Consider the following 17,101-nt stretch of genomic DNA (forward strand, 5'->3'; position numbering starts at 1 on the left):
CGCCCACCGTGAACGACAAGCCGCCCAGCGCCTGGAAGCCATCGAAGGCGACCTTGAGGTCTTCGACGTAGAGCGCAACACCTTGGTTGAAAACAGGCTCGCCAGACGTGGCGAAGCGGGTAATGGCACGGGAGCGAGCCTCAGCGCCCGCCTCAAGAAGTTCTGGTGTCATTTCTTGAACCTCTTCGCCAGCCCCATCAAGCCTTGCGGCAGGAACAGCGTCACCGCGATGAAGAGCCCGCCGAGGATATAGAGCCAGCCCTCCGGCCACCAGGCCGTGAAGACCGATTTCGTCCCATTGACGAAGAAGGCACCGAGCACCGGTCCGATCAGCGTGCCGCGCCCGCCGACCGCTGCCCAGATGGCCATCTCGATACTGGCCGCCGGGCTCATCTCGCCCGGGTTGATGATGCCGACCTGGGGCACGTAGAGGATGCCGGCCAGCGCGCACATGACCGCCGAGATCACGTAGGCGCTGAGCTTGAACGCGACCGGGTCATAGCCGAGGAAGCGCACGCGACCTTCGGCGTCGCGGATGGCCTGCAGGATGCGGCCCCAGCGGCTTTTCGTCAGTGCCCGGGCGATCAGGTAGCAAGTAATCAGCGCCACGCCGCTGGCCACGCACAGGCCGACCTTCATGCCCGGCGTGTTCAGCGGCATGCCGGCCAGGCGCTTGAAGTCGGTGAAGCCATTGTTGCCGCCAAAACCCGTCTCGTTGCGGAAGAACAGCAGCATGGCCGCCACCGTCAGCGCCTGCGTGATGATGGAAAAATACACGCCCTGGATGCGCGAGCGGAAGGCGAAGTAGCCGAACACCGCCGCCAGCAGGCCGGGCACGGCCAACGCCAGGAAGATCTGGCCCACCAGCGAATCGCTGAGCGCCCAGTGCCAGGGCAGTTCCTTCCAGTTCAGGAAGACCATGAAGTCCGGCAGGTCCGACTGGTACTGCCCTTCGCGGCCAATCTGGCGCATCAAATACATGCCCATGCCATAGCCACCCAGGGCAAAGAAAAGCCCATGGCCCAGCGACAGGATGCCGCCGAAACCCCAGATGAGGTCCAAGGCCAGGGCACAAATGGCAAAGCAAAGAAACTTGCCGAGCAGGCCCACGTAGAACTCGCTCAAGTGCAGCGCGTGGCCGGGCGGGAAAGCGAGGTGCAGCAAGGGCACGAACAGCAGCACGAGGGCCACCGCGATGAGCAACGTCTTCTTCATTCGACCGACCTGCCCTTCAATGCGAACAGGCCTTGTGGCTTTTTCTGGATGACRAGCACCAGCAACATGAGCAGCGCGATCTTGGCGAGCACAGCGCCCTGCCAACCCTCCAGCAGCTTGGACAGCACCCCAAGGCCCAAGCCCGCGTAGACGGTGCCGGCAAGCTGGCCCACGCCGCCGAGCACGACGACCATGAAGGCGTCGACGATGTAGCTCTGGCCGAGGTCAGGGCCGACATTGCCGATCTGGCTCAGTGCGCAGCCGGCCAGGCCCGCGATGCCGGAGCCGAGCGCGAAGGCCATGGTGTCAACTTTGGCGGTGTTGACGCCCACGCAGGCCGCCATGCGGCGGTTCTGCGTGACGCCACGCACCATCAGGCCCAAACGCGTCTTTGCCAGCAGCAAAGCCATGCCGACCAGCACCAGCGCTGCAAATCCAAGAATGGCCAGGCGGTTGTAGGGCAGCGTCAGATTGGGCAGCAGCGCCCAGCCGCCGGACAGCCAGGTGGGGTTCTCGACTGCCACGTTCTGCGCGCCGAACAGCGTGCGTACGGCCTGCATCAGCACCAGCGAGATGCCCCAGGTGGCCAGCAGCGTCTCCAGCGGCCGACCGTAGAGCCAGCGGATCACCGTGCGCTCCATCGCCGCTCCGACCAGGGCCGCGACGATGAAGCTGGCCGGCAATGCCAGCCACAGGTAGTAATCGAAGGCAGCGGGCAGCCAGGCGCGAAAGCCCTGCTGCACGCAGTAGGTGGCGTAGGCGCCCACCATCAGCAGCTCGCCGTGGGCCATGTTGATGACGCCCATCAGGCCGTAGGTGATGGCCAGGCCCAGCGCGACCAGCAGCAGCACCGAGCCCAGGCTCAAGCCCGAGAACAGCAGCTGCGCGCGCTCGCCCCAGGCCAGGCGGTCGCCGATGGCGTCGATGGCGTTCTTCATCGCGGCCTTGGTGGCGGCATCGGTCTCGCTGCCGATGCGATCCAGCAGCAGGGCCCGCGTCGTCGGGTCGGCGCTGCCGGCCAGCTCGACGGCAGCGGCGCGGCGCTGTGCAGCGTCGGTGGACGACAGCTTGGCGCCGGCCACCAGCGCACTCAACTGGCCGCGCAGGTCCGCATCGGTCTCGGYCGCCAGCGCACGCTCGTACAGCGGCAGCTTGGCGGCGCTGGCATCCTCACGCAGCGTCGCCAGCGCTTTGGCTCGCACGCCGCGGTCCTTGGACAGCAGGGCCAGCCCGGCCAGGGCCGAGTCGATTTCGCGGCGCAGGCGGTTGTTCAGCATCGGCTCCTCGCCGTCGGGCGGCGCGGCGCCCTCGGCGGCCACGACCGCCTTGCCCTCGCGCAGCCGCACCCGGCCGTCGAGCAAGGCATGCAGATAGTCCGCCAGCGCAGGGTCAGCCTGGGCCACGGCCTCGTTCAGGGCGGCGACACGTTCGTCGCCTTCACCCGCCGCAATGCGCGTGAGCAGCTCGGGTGGCAACGCAGCCCAGGCTTGAAGGCCACACAGCGCCAGCAGCCAACCGAAAAGAAGTCGCTTGATCATGAAGGCCCAGCCGAGTCAAAACCGGCGCGGTGCGACAGCACGCGCGCCTCTCCAGTGGGCGCCGCCCAACCCGGCCTGGCCGGTCGGACGGCGCGCCGCAGCTTTGCTGCGGCTTACTTCGTCGGCTCGTCCTTCTTGCCCTTGTTCTCAGGGATGTAGGGGCTCCACGGCTGGGCCTTGACCGGGCCCGGCGTCTTCCACACCACGTTGAACTGGCCGTCCCCCTTCACTTCGCCGATGAAGACCGACTTGTGCAGGTGGTGGTTCTTCTCGTCCATCTTGGACGTGATGCCCGACGGTGCCGTGAAGGTCTGGCCGGCCATCGCCGCGATGACCTTGTCGGTGTCGGTGCTACCGGCCTTCTTGACGGCTTGCGCCCACATGTTGATGCCGATGTAGGTGGCTTCCATCGGGTCGTTGGTCAGCGGCTTGTCCTTGTGGCCGGCGATGCCCTTGGCCTTGGCGTAGTCGCTCCACTTCTTGATGAAGGCGTCGTTGGCCGGTGCCTTGATGGACATGAAGTAGTTCCACGCGGCCAGGTGGCCTTGCAGCGGCTTGGTGTCCACGCCGCGCAGCTCTTCCTCACCGACCGAGAAGGCCACCACCGGCACATCGGTCGCCTTCAGGCCCTGGTTGCCCAGTTCCTTGTAGAAGGGCACGTTGGAGTCGCCGTTGATCGTGGAGATGACCGCCGTCTTCTTGCCTTCGGCGGCGAACTTCTTGATCTTGGCAATGATGCTTTGGTAGTCCGCGTGGCCGAAGGGGGTGTAGTCCTCCATGATGTCGGCTTCGGGGATGCCCTTGCTCTTCAGGAAGGCGCGCAGGATCTTGTTCGTCGTGCGCGGGTAGACGTAATCGGTGCCCAGCAGCACGAAGCGCTTGGCGCCACCGCCGTCCTTGCTCATCAGGTATTCGACGGCGGGGATGGCCTGCTGGTTGGGCGCGGCACCCGTGTAGAACACGTTCTTGCTCAGCTCTTCACCCTCGTACTGCACCGGGTAGAACAACAGCGCGTTGGTCTGCTCGAAGACCGGCAGCACCGACTTGCGGCTCACCGAGGTCCAGCAGCCGAACACGACGGCGACCTTGTCCTGCGAGATGAGCTGCTTGGCCTTCTCGGCGAACAGCGGCCAGTTGGAAGCCGGGTCAACCACCACCGGCTCCAGCTTCTTGCCGAGCAAGCCGCCCTTGGCGTTGATCTCGTCGATGGCCATCAGCACGGTGTCCTTCAACACGGTCTCGGAAATGGCCATGGTGCCGGACAGCGAGTGCAGCACGCCGACCTTGATGGTGTCGGCAGCAAAGGCGGCGTGGGGGAGCAGGGTGGCAGCGGTGGCCAGTGCAAGAGCGGAACGGCGAAGCATCGGTATTCCTCCAGGTTGGATGTGAGGGTCGGGTAGCCGGAGGGCATGAGCGCAAGCCTCGTGCCAGCTTCGTGCACTTCGTCACACCCGGCGATCGYCCGGCCGGTCGCACGTTCACGGCCCATGACAGCCCTGTCGCGGTGCGATTCGCACCGTTGGTGTACTGCAGCATTGGGCTATTGCACGAAAACAGGGCTGGTCATGCCCCGATTTGTGGCTTGCGGGTAGACCCTAGCCAGCCAAGCCGCGCAAGACCTGGGACCGGCTTCGGCTGACCATCAACGCCCGGCCGTCCTTCAGTTCGGCGCTGAGCTGGCCATTGGCCAGGCGCCGGAAGCGCGCCACCGCATCCAGGTTGACRATGCAACCGCGGTGGATGCGCACCCAGCGCTCGGCGTCCAGCCTCTCCTCCAGCCGCGCCAGGGCCAGATGCAGCAAGTGCTCGGCACCGCCGGCGTGCACGGCGACGTAGTCGCCCACTGCCTCGAAGTGGCTGACCTCGGCCACGGCCACCGGCACGATGGCCGCGCCGCTGCGCACGAACAGGCGTGTCAGCGGGCCGCGCCCGAGCAGCTCGGCCAGTCGCTCCAACGCCGGTGGGCAGGGCTCGCCCAGGGCGGCGCGCACACGCTCCAGCGTGGCATTGAGCCGCTCAGCGCCGAAGGGCTTGAGCAGATAGTCCAGCGCGCCCAGCTCGAAGGCCGTGATGGCGTGTTCAGCGTGGGCCGTCGTGAAGATGACCAGTGGCGGCGTGCCGGACGCCGCAAGGCGGCGCAGCACCTCGGTGCCCAGCAGACCCGGCATCTGGATGTCCAGGAAGACCAGCTCGGGCTTCAGGCGCTGGATCTCGGCCAGCGCCGCCGGGCCATCGGCCGCTTCGCCCACGCAATGCAGCCAGGACAGGCCTCGCAGCAGATGGCGCAAGCCGGCACGGGCGACGGGCTCGTCGTCGGCGATCAGGGCGGTGACAGCGGCCGTCATGCCTCGTCCTTCACCGGCAGGCGCAGTTCGGCGCGCAGGCCCCGGCCAGGCGCCGTCTGCACCGTCAGTGAAGCGCTGGCGCCGTAGAGCCAACCCAGCCGCTCGCGCAGCCGGCGCAGGCCGGTGCCGCCGGTCTCCAGCGCGGCGGGCTCAGCGCCCATGCCGTCATCAGCTGTGGCGATCAACAGGGTCTCGCCTTCGACGCGTGCAGTGACCCGCACCGTCGTCGCCTCGACCCGCGGCGCGGCACCGTGGCGCACCGCGTTTTCCACCAGCGTCTGCAGCGCGAAGCTCGGCAGCAGCTCGTTCAGCGCCGCGTCCTCGAACTCGGTGACGACACGCAGGCGCTCGCCGAAGCGGATGGCCTCGATGTCCAGGTACAGCTGCACCATCGCCCACTCCTCGCGCAGCGTGACGAACTCGCGCGGGTTGTCGAAGCTCGCGCGCAGCAAGGCCGCGAGTTGCTCGGCCGCGCGCGTGGCGCGTTCGGGGTCGAGTGGGATCAGCTGCACCACGGTGTGCAGCGCGTTGAACAGGAAGTGCGGATGCAGCTGGGCGCGCAGGGCCGCCAGCTGGCTGCGCGCCTGCAGCGCCTCCAGCTGCGCGTTGCGGGCCGCGGCGCGCTGGGCGTAGGCGACGCCGGCGATCATCACGTAGAACCACACGCCGGTGACGAGATAGGCCGCGATGCCGGGCCCAACCACCAGGACGACGCGGCCCACCACGAGGCTCTCCACGATGCTGTTGGCCGCGACCCAGGCCACGGCGTACAGCGTCGCACCGAGCGCATGCTTGGCGACGAAGCTCAGCTTCAGCGGATGTGGCCACGGCAGGCGAGCGGTGAAGCGGTGCACGGCGAGCCCAAGCACGGCCGCCGTCGCCATCAGCCGCAGCGAGTAATGCAAGGCCTCGTGAATGCCGGCGCCATGCACGGTCATCATCAGCACCGCGAACAGCGCTGCTACCGGCAGCCAGCCGATCAGCCATTGCACCCAGATCCAGGCTCTGCCCATTCCTGCTCCGCGCCTATCTAACCGCTTTGCGCGACGTGCGCTTGGCGACGATGGTCAGCGTCCCCTCCTCCCAGTTCGCGCCATTGTCCAGCGAGCGGTCCTGGCGCATCTTGAAGCGGTCAGCGGTGATCTCGGTGAAGCGCGTGCGTGTCAGCACCGGCTTGCCCTCGGCGTTCTGACCACTGCCCTCGAGCAGCATTTCACCGCCCTGCCACTGGCCGTTGCTGCTGCCGAAGCGCGCGCGGTAGACGTCCAGGCCGCTGATGAGCCAGCGCTTGGTCTTGGCGTCGAAGATGCGCTGGCTGTAGTTCAGCGACGTCGGGTTGCCCGACGCATCGAAGATGCGCAGCTCGTCATCCAGGCCGTAGCCGTCGAAGGCTTTCCAGGCCTTCCAGCTGCCCACCAGCTTCGGTGCGCCGTGGATCATCGCGGCCAGACCGCCGACCTTGGGTGCAACCTCCAGCTCCCACTGGCCAACGAGGAAGTCGAACTGCGCGGCTTCGGCCGGCGCAGCGGCGGCTGCGGGCACCGCGCCGCCATGCTGGGCATGGGCAATGCCGGTGAAGGCGAGAGCGAGGGACAGGACAAGAGCTTTCATGACGTCTCCAGGTAAGGGATGGCGCAGCATCGCGACGCGCGCGACGCCTGGCGAGGGCCAAATCGCCGAGTGGCACAACGGTGCCGTCCAACGGTGCGCCGCGCGGCCGGCGGCTTCCTACATTGGTCGCCATGGACCCAACTGCACTCATCCACCTGCGCGGCGTCGGCAAGAGCTACCCGCAAGCGGGCGGCGATTTCCAGGCCCTCGCCGCCCTCGACCTCGACATCCACGCCGGCGAGTTTGTCGCCGTGGTCGGCCCTTCGGGCAGTGGCAAGTCGACGCTGCTCAACCTGCTCGCCGGTATCGACCGCGCCGGCTGCGGCGAGCTGAGCGTGGCTGGTCAAGACCTGCGCGCCCTGCCCGAGCGCGCACTGTCCCGCTGGCGCGGCCGCGCCGTCGGCGTCGTCTTCCAGTTCTTCCAGCTGCTGCCCACGCTGACGGCGCTGGAGAACGTCGTCATGGTCACGCACGAAGCCGCCGCTCTGGGCCAGGTGCAGCGCAGCCTGCGCCTGCGCGACGGCCGCCTCGTCGAGGACCGCCGTCATGCTTAGGGCACTGAAAAGTTGGCGCGACCTCTGGCAACACCGCGCGCGCAGCCTGCTGGTCGTGCTCGCGGTCGCGCTGGGGCTGACCGCCGCCGGCACCATCCTGAATGCGTGGACCCTGGTCGAACGCGCCACCGACCAGGGCTATAGCGCCAGCCTGCCCGTCTCGGCCACGCTGGTGCTGGACCGGGCCGATGCGCAGGCGCTGGCCCTTGCCAAGGCACAGCCCCAGGTCGCCGCCGCACGGCTGCGGCGCAGCGTGATGGCCGCCGTGCAGGCCAATGGCCGGTCGCGCAATGCCGTCGTCATCGCGTTCGACGACTTTCAGCGCGCCGACATCGGGCGGCTGCAGCTCGACACGCCACCGATGGACGGCGGGCTGTGGATCGAACGCTCCTCGCTGGACTTCTCCGGCGCCAGCGTTGGCGAGCCGGTATCCCTGCGCGCGGCCGGTGCCGAGACGGTGCCGGTCGACATCAGGGGCTTGGTGCGCGACGTCAGCCAGGCGCCCGGCTGGATGGAAAACCTCGTCTACCTGTACGGCACCGCAGCGACGCTGACGCGACTGGGTGCGCCAGCGGGTTTCAACGAATTGCAGTTCCGCATGCGGGACGAGCACGCGACGCGCACCGACGTGCGCGCTGTCGTCGACAGCTTGAAGGCCGCGCTGATCGCCGGTGGCTACGTGGTCAAGAGCGTCGACGTGCCCGAACCCGGCCAGCACATCCACGCTGCGCAGATGGACTCGCTGCTGATGACCCAGGGCGCCTTCGGCCTGCTGGCGCTGCTGGCCTGCGGCTTCCTGGTCGTCAACCTCGTGGCCGCGATGCTGGCCGGGCAGACGCGCGAGATCGCCGTCATGAAGGTGCTGGGCGGCTCGCCTGGCCAGATCGGCGCGATGGTGCTGGCCCAGGCTGGCGCTTTAGGCCTGCTGGCCTCGGCAATCGCACTGCCCTTGGCGCTGTGGCTGGGGCGGCTCTACGGCGGTCTCAAGGCCGAGCTGCTGAACTTTCCGCTCGACGGCATCGCCACACCGGCGTGGGGCGTCACGATGCAGTTGGCCGTCGGGCTCGCGCTGCCGCTGGCCGCCGCCGCGCTGCCGGTGCGTACGGCCCTGCGCCGCCCCGTGGGCGAGGCGCTGCGCGACATCGGCATCACCCGCGAAGGCCGGCCGCTGAGCCTGCAGCGTGGCGCGCTGGCGGCGCGGCTGGTGCCGCTGCTCGGTGGCTGGGCGCGGCCACTGCTGCTGTCGGTGGGCAATGCCTTCCGCCGCCGCCAGCGCATGCTGCTGACCGTGCTGGCCCTGGCCAGCGGCGGCGCGGTGTACCTGGGCGCGGCCAATCTGCGCAGCGCCGTGCGCGGGTCGGTGGACGATCTCTTCGATGCCCAGCGCTTCCAGCTGCAGGTGCGCGTCGCCACGCCTTCACCCGCCACCAAGCTGGAGGCGCTGGCCCAGCAGGTGCCTGGCGTCGCGGCGGCCGAGGCCTGGCGCGGGCTGCGTACCAGCCTCGGTGCCGAGCCGCTGACGCTGCTCGGCGTGCCGCCCAGCGGCCGTCTGCTGGCGCCGCGTCTGCTCGAGGGTCGTTGGCTGGCGGGTGACGGCGAACTTGTCGTCAGCCGTCTGCTGCAGAGGCAGCAGCCCRCGCTGACCGTCGGCAGCCACCARCGCATCGCCGAGCGAGACTGGACCGTCGTCGGCCTCGTCGATGCCGGCCCGCAAGCCCTGGCCTACACCTCGCGCGCCACGCTGGACGCGCTGGCCGGCAACGAGCTCGCGACCAGCCTGGTGCTGAAGCTCGATCGCCCGGCCTCGCCCGTCGCCCTGCTCGACGCGGTACAGCAGCTGCGCGCGTCCCTCACCGAGGCCGGCATCGGCGTCGCCGCCAGCCAGTCCCAGGCCGACAACCGCCGCGTCGTCGAGGACCATCTGCTGATGGTTGTGGACTTCCTTGGCGCCATGGGCCTGGTGATGATTGCCGTCGGTGCGATGGGCCTGGCCTCGACGATGGGCCTGGCCGTGCTGGAGCGCCGGCGCGAGATCGGTGTGCTTCGGGCCATCGGTGCACGCGATGGCGCCATCCTGGCAATGGTGCAGGTCGAGGGCCTGACCCTGGTCGTGCTGGCCTGGCTGACGTCGCTGCCCCTGGCCCTGCCCATCAGCGCCCTGCTCGAGGTGGCCTTCGGCCGCATCATGTTCAGCGTGCCATGGCGCTTGCTGCCGAGCCCGGCCACGGCGTTCGGCTGGCTCGGATTGATGGCGCTGATCTCGCTGATTGCCTGCGCGCTGCCCGCACGCCGCGCGTTGCGCATTCCCGCTGCGCAGGCGCTTGCCTACGCCTGAGTCACGGTAAGCCCCAATCGCCATTTGAAGCACTTCTCAAGACAATCGCGGCCTCCCGGCAGGTGGCGATCTCCTTGAGTCACACAACATTACAGAAGTCGTACGAAACGCAAGGTTGGCGCTGCCGGGCGGCCCGCAAGATGCGGCGCATGTTGGCGTTGGCGGTGTTGCCCTGGAGTTGCGCGGCCATGGCGGCTGGGCCTGCTTCGACCTCGCCTGCGCCCGAAGGCAGCGGTGAGCTCAACGTGCTGCACTGGTGGACGTCTGCCAGCGAACGCGCCGCGGCCAACCACGTCGCCGCACGCATGGCCGAGAACGGCCTGAAGTGGGTGGACGGTGCCGTGGCCGGCGGCGGCGGCGGGCCGGCCATCAAGGTGCTGAACGAGCGCATCCTGCGCCGCATGGCGCCCAAGGTGGCGCAGCTCAACGGCGCGTCCATGAACGAATGGGCCGACATGGGCCTGCTGCTCGAACTCGACGGTGTCGCCGCGAAGCGCAACTGGTCCAAGGTCATGTTCCCGCAGGTCATGGCCCAGGTGACGGTGCGCGGGCACATCGTCGCGGCACCGTTGGGCATCCAGCGCATCAACAACCTCTATCTGAACAAAGCGTTGCTGAAGCGCCATGGCATCGAGCCGCCCAATGACTGGGACGGCCTGGAGCGCGCCGCCGTCAAGCTGCGCGCTGTCGGCGTCACGCCGGTCGCCTTCAGCGACGAGCCCTGGCAGGTGGCCACCATCTTCGAGGCCATGCTGCTCAGCGAAGCCGGCCCGGCGCTGTACCGCCGCATGCTGGAGCAACGCGACCTCAGCGCTTTCGACGACCCGGCGCTGGAGCGCGCCCTCAAGCGCCTGCGCAACTGGCGCAACCTCGCTCTGCCAGCCAGCGGGGTGGCGCCCGGCGAGCGCCCTTGGACCGACGTCGTTGCCGACTTCGCCAATGAGCGCGCGGCCATGATGATCATGGGCGACTGGGCTCGCGGCGAGTTGGGCGCCATGGGGCTGGAAGGTGAGCGCGACTTCAGCTGCAAGGCCGTGCCCGGCACCGCCCAGGCCCATCTCTACAGCATCGACACCCTGGCCATGCTGGCCGGCAATGGCGGCAGCCAGGCCGACCAGGAAAAGATGGCCGAGCTGCTCGGCAGCGCCACACTGCAACTGGGCTACAACCGCATCAAGGGCTCCATCCCCGTGCGCCGCGACGTGCCGGTGGACGAGCTGGACCCCTGCGCGCAAGCCTCCTTCCATCTCTTCGCCAACCCCAACACGCCGCGCGTGCCGAGCCTCGTGCACCGCATGGCCTTTGGCGAGGTCGGCAAGAACGCCATCATCGAAACCGTCCACCGCTTTGCGCTGGACCCGAGCCAGACGCCCGCTGCCGCACAGCGCAAGCTGCAGGGCCTGCTGCGCGCACTCGCTCCCAAGAAAGCTGTCCCATGACCCCGCGCAAGATCCTGATCGTCGACGACGATCAAAAAATCCGCAGCCTGTTGAAGACCTATCTCGAGAAAAACCAGTACGAGGTGCTGCTGGCCCACGATGGCGCCAGCTTCATGGCCGAGTTCGAACGCCACCGCGACGAAATCAGCCTGTGCATCCTGGACGTGATGCTGCCCGACACCGAGGGCTTCACGCTGTGCCAGTCGGTGCGCCGCCGCTCCGAGGTGCCCGTCATCATGCTGACCGCCAGCGCCGACGAAACCGACCGTATCGTCGGCCTGGAGCTGGGCGCCGACGACTACCTCGGCAAGCCCTTCAACCCGCGCGAGCTGCTGGCTCGCATCAAGGCCATCACGCGCCGCACCGGCCAGGAGAAGGCCAAGGAGCCGCGCTACTACGCCTTCAACGGCTTCACGCTGGACCTGCTGGAGCGCAGCCTCATCGACCCCGACGGCACAGCCACCGCGCTGTCGGGCATGGACTTCCAGCTGCTCAAGCTCCTCGTCGAGCACCCCGGCGAAGTGCTGGACCGCAGCCGCCTGGCCGAGGTCACGCGCGGCCGCGACCTGGGGCCGCTGGACCGGTCGCTGGACGTGCAGGTCAGCCGCCTGCGCCAGCGCCTGCAGGACGATGGCAAGCAGCCGGCGCTGATCAAGACCGTGCGCGGCTCGGGCTACGTTTTCTCAACGACGGTGACGCCAAGGCATGCCCTCGGAGGTTGAGGACGCAGGGCCGCCCGTACCGGCGCGCCGCTGGTGGCAGCGCGCCAGCAGCTTTCTGTTCGACAGCCTGCAGGGCCGCTTCGTGCTGGCCATGCTGGGCGGCCTGGCTCTTGTGCAGTTGGTCGTCAACCTGCTCTGGTACAGCCAGATCGAGCAGCGGGTGCGGCGCCAGACCGAGCTGGCCGCGCATCACGTCGCCAGCGGTGCAATAGGTGCCGTACGTGCGCTGCGTGAGCTGCCGGCGGCCTATCGCCCCCTGCTCATCGAACAGTTGCGCACGATGGGCGGCACACGCTTCCTCGTCTTCTTCAACGGCGCCGCGGTCAGTGTTGAGCCCCTTCCCAGCCAGCCGATGGCGCACATGTTGGAGCAACAGGTCACACAGGAACTGACCGCCCAGTTGCCCAAGGGCACGCCGCTGCGCGTGGCGCTGGCCTCGCCCATCGGCCTGGCCGTGTCGCCCAGCGGCGCGCTGCTGAGCGACTTGCCGGAGAGCTGGGTCGAGCCCTCGTTGATTGCCGCCGAGCGGCCCGCGCCCTTTCTCGTCATCCAGGCCGAGACCGAGCCGGGCGTGTGGCTCTACCTGAGCAGCACCCTGCCCGATCCCTACTTCCTGGAGCAGCTGGAGTTCTTCACCTGGCAACGCTTGACGCCGCAACTGCTGGCCCTGGGCCTGGCCGTGCTGCTGACGCTGATCGCCGTGCGCGCCATCACGCGGCCGCTGGCGGGCCTGAGCCAGGCGGCCGCGCGCGTGGGCCGGCGTGTGGCGCCCAAGCCATTGCGTGTCAGCGGCACGCAGGAGGTGCGCCAGGCCATCGAGGCCTTCAACGACATGCAGGAGCGCATCCGCCGCTACATCGGCGACCGCGAGCGGCTGTTCGCGTCCATCTCGCACGACCTGCGCACGCCGATCACGCGGCTGCGCCTGCGCAGCGAGTTGCTGGACGACACCGCCGTGCAGGACGAGTTCCATGAGGACCTCGACGAGCTGGACATGATGGTGAAAACGGCGCTGCAGATCGTCAAGGACACCGACATCCACGAGAACCGCGCGCCGCTGCGCATCGACCTCGTGCTGCAGAAGATGGTGCGCGACGCGCGCATGGGAGGGCACAAGATCGAGCTGCAGAACGAGGCGCTGACGGTATTCGGCAAGCCGCTGGCGCTCAAGCGAGCCATCGGCAATTTGCTGGACAACGCGATGTTCTACGGCGAAAGCCAGCAGCAACCGGTGGAGGTCAGCGTGTGCAGCGACGAGGACGGCCTCGTGCTCGTGACCGTGCGCGACCATGGCCCCGGTGTGCCGGAGAGCGCGCTGGCGCGGCTGGGCCAGCCCTACACGCGGCTGGAGCATGGCGCCGCGATGCGCAAGGAGGGCTTGGGCTTGGGCCTGTCCATCGTGCGCGAGATCGTGGCGGACCACGGCGGCACGGTCGGGTTTCGTAATCACCCGGCCGGCGGATTTGAAGTCCGGGTTGCCCTACCCGCAGGCTGAGCAATGGCGCCTCCCAAACACATCGCCATCGTCGGCGGCGGCACGGCCGGCTGGATGACGGCCAACCTGCTGCGGCACCGCTGGGCGCGGCTCGGCGTTGACGTCACGCTGATCGAGTCGGCCGACATTGGCACCATCGGCGTCGGCGAGGGTTCGACGCCCTTTTTGCGCCACTTCTTCCGCACGCTGGGCATTGAAGAACGCGACTGGATGCCGGCCTGTGACGCGACCTTCAAGAGCAGCATCCGCTTCCCCGGCTGGAGCACCGTTGCGGGCTACGAGAGCTACGTTCATCCTTTCTTCAGTGAAGCGGACCGTGAGCTGGGCAATCTCTTCTTCACCAACGCCTGTCTGCGTCGGCGTGGCCAGGCGGCCGATGCCAACCCGCGGGACTTCTTTCTCGCCGCAGAGTTGGCCCGGCAGCGAAGAGCGCCGCTCGGCACGGATTACGCCTATCACTTCGACGCTGGCAAGCTCGGCGCCTTCCTGCGCACGCACGCGGTGGGCCTCGGTGTGCGCCACATCGTCGACACGGTGGCGCGCGTGGAACTGCGCGAGAACGGCGACATCGCGGCTGTGCACCTGAAGAGCGGCGCGCGCGTCGATGCGGACCTCTTTGTTGATTGCAGCGGCTTCAAAGGCCTGCTGATCACCGAGACGCTCGGCGAGCCTTTCCTCCCCTATCGCGACAACCTCTTCAACGACCGCGCCATCGCCATCCCGACGCCGCTGGTCGATGGCGAAGACATCCCCTGCGAAACCGTCTCGACCGCCCTGCGCCACGGCTGGGCCTGGCAGATCCCGCTGACGACGCGCTATGGCAATGGCTATGTCTACAGCTCTGACTTCGTCAGCGATGACGAGGCCGAGCGCGAGTTGCGCGAGGTCCTCGGCGCCGCGGCCGAAGGCGCCACCGCGCGACGCCTGCGCATGCGCGTTGGCTGCGTGAAGCAGCACTGGCGCCAGAACTGCGTCGCCATCGGCCTGGCCCAGGGCTTCATCGAACCGCTGGAAGCGACGGCGCTGATGCTGATCCAGCTCAGCGTGGAGCAGTTCATCGCAGCCATGGAAGGTGGCGAATTCGAGCGCCGACAACAGGACGCGTTCAATCGCCGCGTCAGCGAGATGTTCGAGGGCGTGCGCGACTACGTCGTCGCCCACTACCAGCTCAACACGCGTCGCGACACCGACTACTGGCGTGCCAACCGCGCCAACAAGAACATCTCCGACCGGCTCGCCAGCCTGCTCGACGTCTGGGACCGCGGCGGCGACTTCGAGGCCGAGCTGGAGCGCCACGGCGCGAAGCTGATGTATCTGCGCCCGTCCTGGTACTGCCTGTTCGCCGGCATGGGCCGCTTCCCAGCTGAGCTGCGCGCGGCGCCTCAGGTCGTCACGGCCGCGGTCGCAAGACAAGGCCTGGCCAACATGGCTCGGGCGTTCCGCTCACACCATCGCTGCTTGATGGGCGAATGAGCCATCCTGCACCAACTTGCCGTGTCAGTCGCGTCGAGGTCACCTCCACTCGCCAACTCCGGTGTTGACCGACGCCCGCTCCAGGCTGGTTGCAGTCTTTCGCCGCGGCGCCCAGGTTGGCCGCTCAGCTCCCGAGCTTCCTTTCAAGCGACCGACCGGGACGCTCTGAAGCGGGTGGTCACGGCACCCTGAGCCGCCGCCTCATGAAGAACTTTCCGGAGTTCGTCTCGCTGAACATGAGAATTTACGAGGTGGGCTTCGCTCGAGCATTTCGGTGCACCCTTCCCAAGGACGTCGGTACGCTCTGCGGCCAGAACGTTGCGTTTGTCGTCAGCCAGACCTTCGTCCACGTGCAGCACGCCGGCTCGGGCTCGCCGTCCAGACTCGTCAAGACGATTGCTGCCGCGCCCGCAAGCACCGGAGGTCGAGGGTCGGATCAACTCTGGCGATACCTGGTTCCAGCTAGACGCGATGCTAGAGTGCGCCGCCCCGTCTCTCCCGCCCGCCGGACAGTGTCCGCTTCGATACCCAAGCCTTCCACGCCGCCGAAGAGCCATCGTCACAAGTTGCCCACGCTCGCTGACGTCGCGCGAGAAGCGGGGGTTTCTGAAGCGGCGGCGTCCTCCGCGCTCAGCGGTGCGAACGGTTCGACGCGCGTATCGATCGAGACGCGTGAGCGGGTCCTTGCGGTGGCGGCGCGCTTGAGCTACCGGCCTAACGCGACCGCGCGTGCGCTGACGTTTCAACGCACCAATGCCATTGGCTTCGTCGCCAACATCGCCAATGAGGAACCCAACCTCTACCTCCTGGAAGTGTTCAACGGCGTCGTGCGGGGCGCGACGGAGGCGCACCAGACCACATCCATCTTTCCGCTCAGTGGCTGGGAAGAAGCACCGAAACGCATCCCGGCCTTGTGCGACGGACGCGTCGACGGACTCGTCGTGCTGGCACCCTACCTGGAAGATGACAGCACKACCTGGCTCCCACCGCATACGCCCATGGTCACGATCCATGCCGGCAGGCTGTTGCGGGCGCAGGTGAACGTCGAGGCGGACGATGAAACGGGCGGCTATGCCATCGCGCGCCACATGCTCGGGCTTGGATATCGCCGCATCCTCTGCGTGGGGGGACCGGTGCGCGCCAAGGGCGCGGACCGCCGTGTCGAGGGCTTCCTGCGCGCCCATGCCGAAGCCGGGGTCGAAGTTGCTTCCGACCATGTGATCCGCACGTGGTTCACCGGCGAAGGGGGCAGGCAGGCCATGCAGGAATGGCTGCAACGCCACCGCGGCCGGCCGTTGCCCGAGGCCGTCTGCTGTGGCAGCGACGACATCGCCTTCGGCTGCATCGAGGCATTGGAGGGCGTCGGGCTGAGCGTTCCTCGGGACATCTCGATTGCAGGCTTCGATGACACCTTGCTGGCCCGCTCACTGCACATGACGACGGTGCGCCAGCCCCTGCTTGAGATGGGGCGCCGCGCGGTCGAGGTCCTGATGCAGTTGATCGAAGCGCAGCGCCGAGGGGAAGCCTACGCCGGCCCAAGCGACATCGTTCTGCCCATCGAAATCGTTCACGGCCGAAGCTTGCCAGGTCCTCGAAGCACGCAGCTGATCGTCCCTTGACACGGGGAAGCCGCTAGGTTTTTCCCTAGTTAGTTCGGCCACCGAACGAACTAAGATTGCTTGCGCAGCACGACCGCAACTATTTTGGTCAATTGATTAACCGCCCCATCAAATTGATTAAACGGTGAATCAAGGCGCGAGGTTGGAGGAGTCATATGCCGCAGGGCGAATCCATTCATTTCTCCCGCGGACCTCGCTGCTGACGATGACCCTGCTTTGCCCGTGGGGTCGATCGATGAGTCCGCAAACCACCATGTGCACAGCCGCCACAACCGAATTGAAGGTTCTCACTTAGCCATGCGCCTCGCCAGACTGCTTCAACACACCGCTCTTTGCTGCGCAGCCATCACGTGTGCCGCCGCTCCGGCCGCCGGACTGGCACCAGGCGCCAACCCCGTGCTGCGCGACCGCTTCACCGCCGACCCCGCACCGCTGGTGGTGGGCGACACGGCCTACCTCTACGTGGGTCGCGACGAGGCCAAGGGCAACGACTTCTTCCTGATGAAGGAGTGGCTGGCCTACTCGTCCAAGGACCTGCGMCAGTGGACCGCCCACGGCACCATCATGAAGCCCACCGATTTCAAGTGGGCGGTGAGCGATGCCTGGGCCGCGCAGGTGGTGCAGCGCAATGGCCGCTTCTACTTTTACGCCACCGTGCAGCACAACGACACGCAGCCGGGCAAGGCCATCGGCGTGGCGGTGGCCGACAACCCGCTGGGCCCGTTCAAGGATGCACGCGGCACGGCGTTGATCAC

At 67.7% G+C, this 17,101-nt stretch carries 14 protein-coding genes; 8 read left to right on the forward strand and 6 right to left on the reverse strand.

The window, feature by feature from the left end; all coding sequences use genetic code 11:
* Positions 1-168 precede the first annotated feature (168 nt).
* From urtC to AC1DU6_RS11230, 6 genes are all read right to left on the reverse strand, one after another.
* Positions 169-1,215, reverse strand: coding sequence for an urea ABC transporter permease subunit UrtC (gene urtC / locus AC1DU6_RS11205; RefSeq protein WP_477857223.1), 1,047 nt, complete (start codon positions 1,213-1,215; stop codon positions 169-171).
* A complete protein-coding gene (gene urtB, locus AC1DU6_RS11210) occupies positions 1,212-2,753 on the reverse strand; it encodes an urea ABC transporter permease subunit UrtB (protein ID WP_477857225.1) in 1,542 nt (513 codons plus the stop codon). The genes urtC and urtB overlap by 4 nt, the downstream gene beginning before the upstream one ends.
* A 113-nt stretch (positions 2,754-2,866) precedes the next feature.
* A complete protein-coding gene (gene urtA / locus AC1DU6_RS11215) occupies positions 2,867-4,117 on the reverse strand; it encodes an urea ABC transporter substrate-binding protein (RefSeq protein ID WP_056203781.1) in 1,251 nt (416 codons plus the stop codon).
* Between the two features lie 231 nt (positions 4,118-4,348).
* The gene (locus AC1DU6_RS11220; protein WP_056203785.1) at positions 4,349-5,098 is read right to left on the reverse strand and encodes a LytR/AlgR family response regulator transcription factor; all 750 of its coding nucleotides are present in this window, start codon (positions 5,096-5,098) and stop codon (positions 4,349-4,351) included.
* Positions 5,095-6,111 carry a sensor histidine kinase gene (locus AC1DU6_RS11225; protein WP_477857228.1) on the reverse strand — a complete coding sequence of 339 codons (1,017 nt, stop codon included), beginning with the start codon at positions 6,109-6,111 and terminating at the stop codon, positions 5,095-5,097. The genes AC1DU6_RS11220 and AC1DU6_RS11225 overlap by 4 nt, the downstream gene beginning before the upstream one ends.
* Before the next feature lie 13 nt (positions 6,112-6,124).
* Complete coding sequence (locus AC1DU6_RS11230; RefSeq protein ID WP_477857230.1) at positions 6,125-6,709, reverse strand: hypothetical protein; 585 nt, start codon at positions 6,707-6,709, stop codon at positions 6,125-6,127.
* Positions 6,710-6,840: 131 nt separating this feature from the next.
* Between AC1DU6_RS11230 and AC1DU6_RS11235 the strand changes: the two genes are divergently transcribed.
* The 8 genes from AC1DU6_RS11235 to AC1DU6_RS11270 all read left to right on the forward strand — a co-directional run.
* A complete protein-coding gene (locus AC1DU6_RS11235; RefSeq protein WP_477857232.1) occupies positions 6,841-7,263 on the forward strand; it encodes an ATP-binding cassette domain-containing protein in 423 nt (140 codons plus the stop codon).
* On the forward strand, positions 7,256-9,598 hold the full coding sequence (locus tag AC1DU6_RS11240; protein WP_477857234.1) for an ABC transporter permease: 2,343 nt from the start codon (positions 7,256-7,258) through the stop codon (positions 9,596-9,598). The genes AC1DU6_RS11235 and AC1DU6_RS11240 overlap by 8 nt, the downstream gene beginning before the upstream one ends.
* A 149-nt stretch (positions 9,599-9,747) precedes the next feature.
* Positions 9,748-11,037: an ABC transporter substrate-binding protein gene (locus AC1DU6_RS11245; RefSeq protein WP_457445310.1), complete on the forward strand. Its 1,290-nt coding sequence runs from the start codon at positions 9,748-9,750 to the stop codon at positions 11,035-11,037.
* Positions 11,034-11,759: a response regulator gene (locus AC1DU6_RS11250; protein WP_056203803.1), complete on the forward strand. Its 726-nt coding sequence runs from the start codon at positions 11,034-11,036 to the stop codon at positions 11,757-11,759. The genes AC1DU6_RS11245 and AC1DU6_RS11250 overlap by 4 nt, the downstream gene beginning before the upstream one ends.
* The gene (locus tag AC1DU6_RS11255) at positions 11,743-13,254 is read left to right on the forward strand and encodes an ATP-binding protein (protein ID WP_457324949.1); all 1,512 of its coding nucleotides are present in this window, start codon (positions 11,743-11,745) and stop codon (positions 13,252-13,254) included. Before AC1DU6_RS11250 ends, AC1DU6_RS11255 begins: the two co-directional genes overlap by 17 nt.
* Positions 13,255-13,257: 3 nt before the next feature.
* Positions 13,258-14,727 carry a tryptophan halogenase family protein gene (locus AC1DU6_RS11260; protein WP_477857238.1) on the forward strand — a complete coding sequence of 490 codons (1,470 nt, stop codon included), beginning with the start codon at positions 13,258-13,260 and terminating at the stop codon, positions 14,725-14,727.
* A gap of 203 nt (positions 14,728-14,930) precedes the next feature.
* Entirely contained in the window at positions 14,931-16,346 is a 1,416-nt protein-coding gene (locus AC1DU6_RS11265; protein WP_477857239.1) for a LacI family DNA-binding transcriptional regulator, read from the forward strand.
* 396 nt (positions 16,347-16,742) lie between these two features.
* The coding region (locus AC1DU6_RS11270; protein WP_477857241.1) for a family 43 glycosylhydrolase at positions 16,743-17,101 on the forward strand (359 nt) is incomplete at its 3' end.

The organism is Roseateles sp. P5_B10 (assembly GCF_056400485.1).

What these genes read in the sequence shown, in the direction of transcription:
- urtC (WP_477857223.1), bottom strand. Translation starts at nt 1,215, where the DNA reads ATGAAGAAGACGTTGCTCATCGCGGTGGCCCTCGTGCTGCTGTTCGTG.
- urtA (WP_056203781.1), bottom strand. Translation starts at nt 4,117, where the DNA reads ATGCTTCGCCGTTCCGCTCTTGCACTGGCCACCGCTGCCACCCTGCTC.
- AC1DU6_RS11225 (WP_477857228.1), bottom strand. Translation starts at nt 6,111, where the DNA reads ATGGGCAGAGCCTGGATCTGGGTGCAATGGCTGATCGGCTGGCTGCCG.
- AC1DU6_RS11230 (WP_477857230.1), bottom strand. Translation starts at nt 6,709, where the DNA reads ATGAAAGCTCTTGTCCTGTCCCTCGCTCTCGCCTTCACCGGCATTGCC.
- AC1DU6_RS11235 (WP_477857232.1), top strand. Translation starts at nt 6,841, where the DNA reads ATGGACCCAACTGCACTCATCCACCTGCGCGGCGTCGGCAAGAGCTAC.
- AC1DU6_RS11245 (WP_457445310.1), top strand. Translation starts at nt 9,748, where the DNA reads ATGTTGGCGTTGGCGGTGTTGCCCTGGAGTTGCGCGGCCATGGCGGCT.
- AC1DU6_RS11250 (WP_056203803.1), top strand. Translation starts at nt 11,034, where the DNA reads ATGACCCCGCGCAAGATCCTGATCGTCGACGACGATCAAAAAATCCGC.
- AC1DU6_RS11255 (WP_457324949.1), top strand. Translation starts at nt 11,743, where the DNA reads ATGCCCTCGGAGGTTGAGGACGCAGGGCCGCCCGTACCGGCGCGCCGC.
- AC1DU6_RS11260 (WP_477857238.1), top strand. Translation starts at nt 13,258, where the DNA reads ATGGCGCCTCCCAAACACATCGCCATCGTCGGCGGCGGCACGGCCGGC.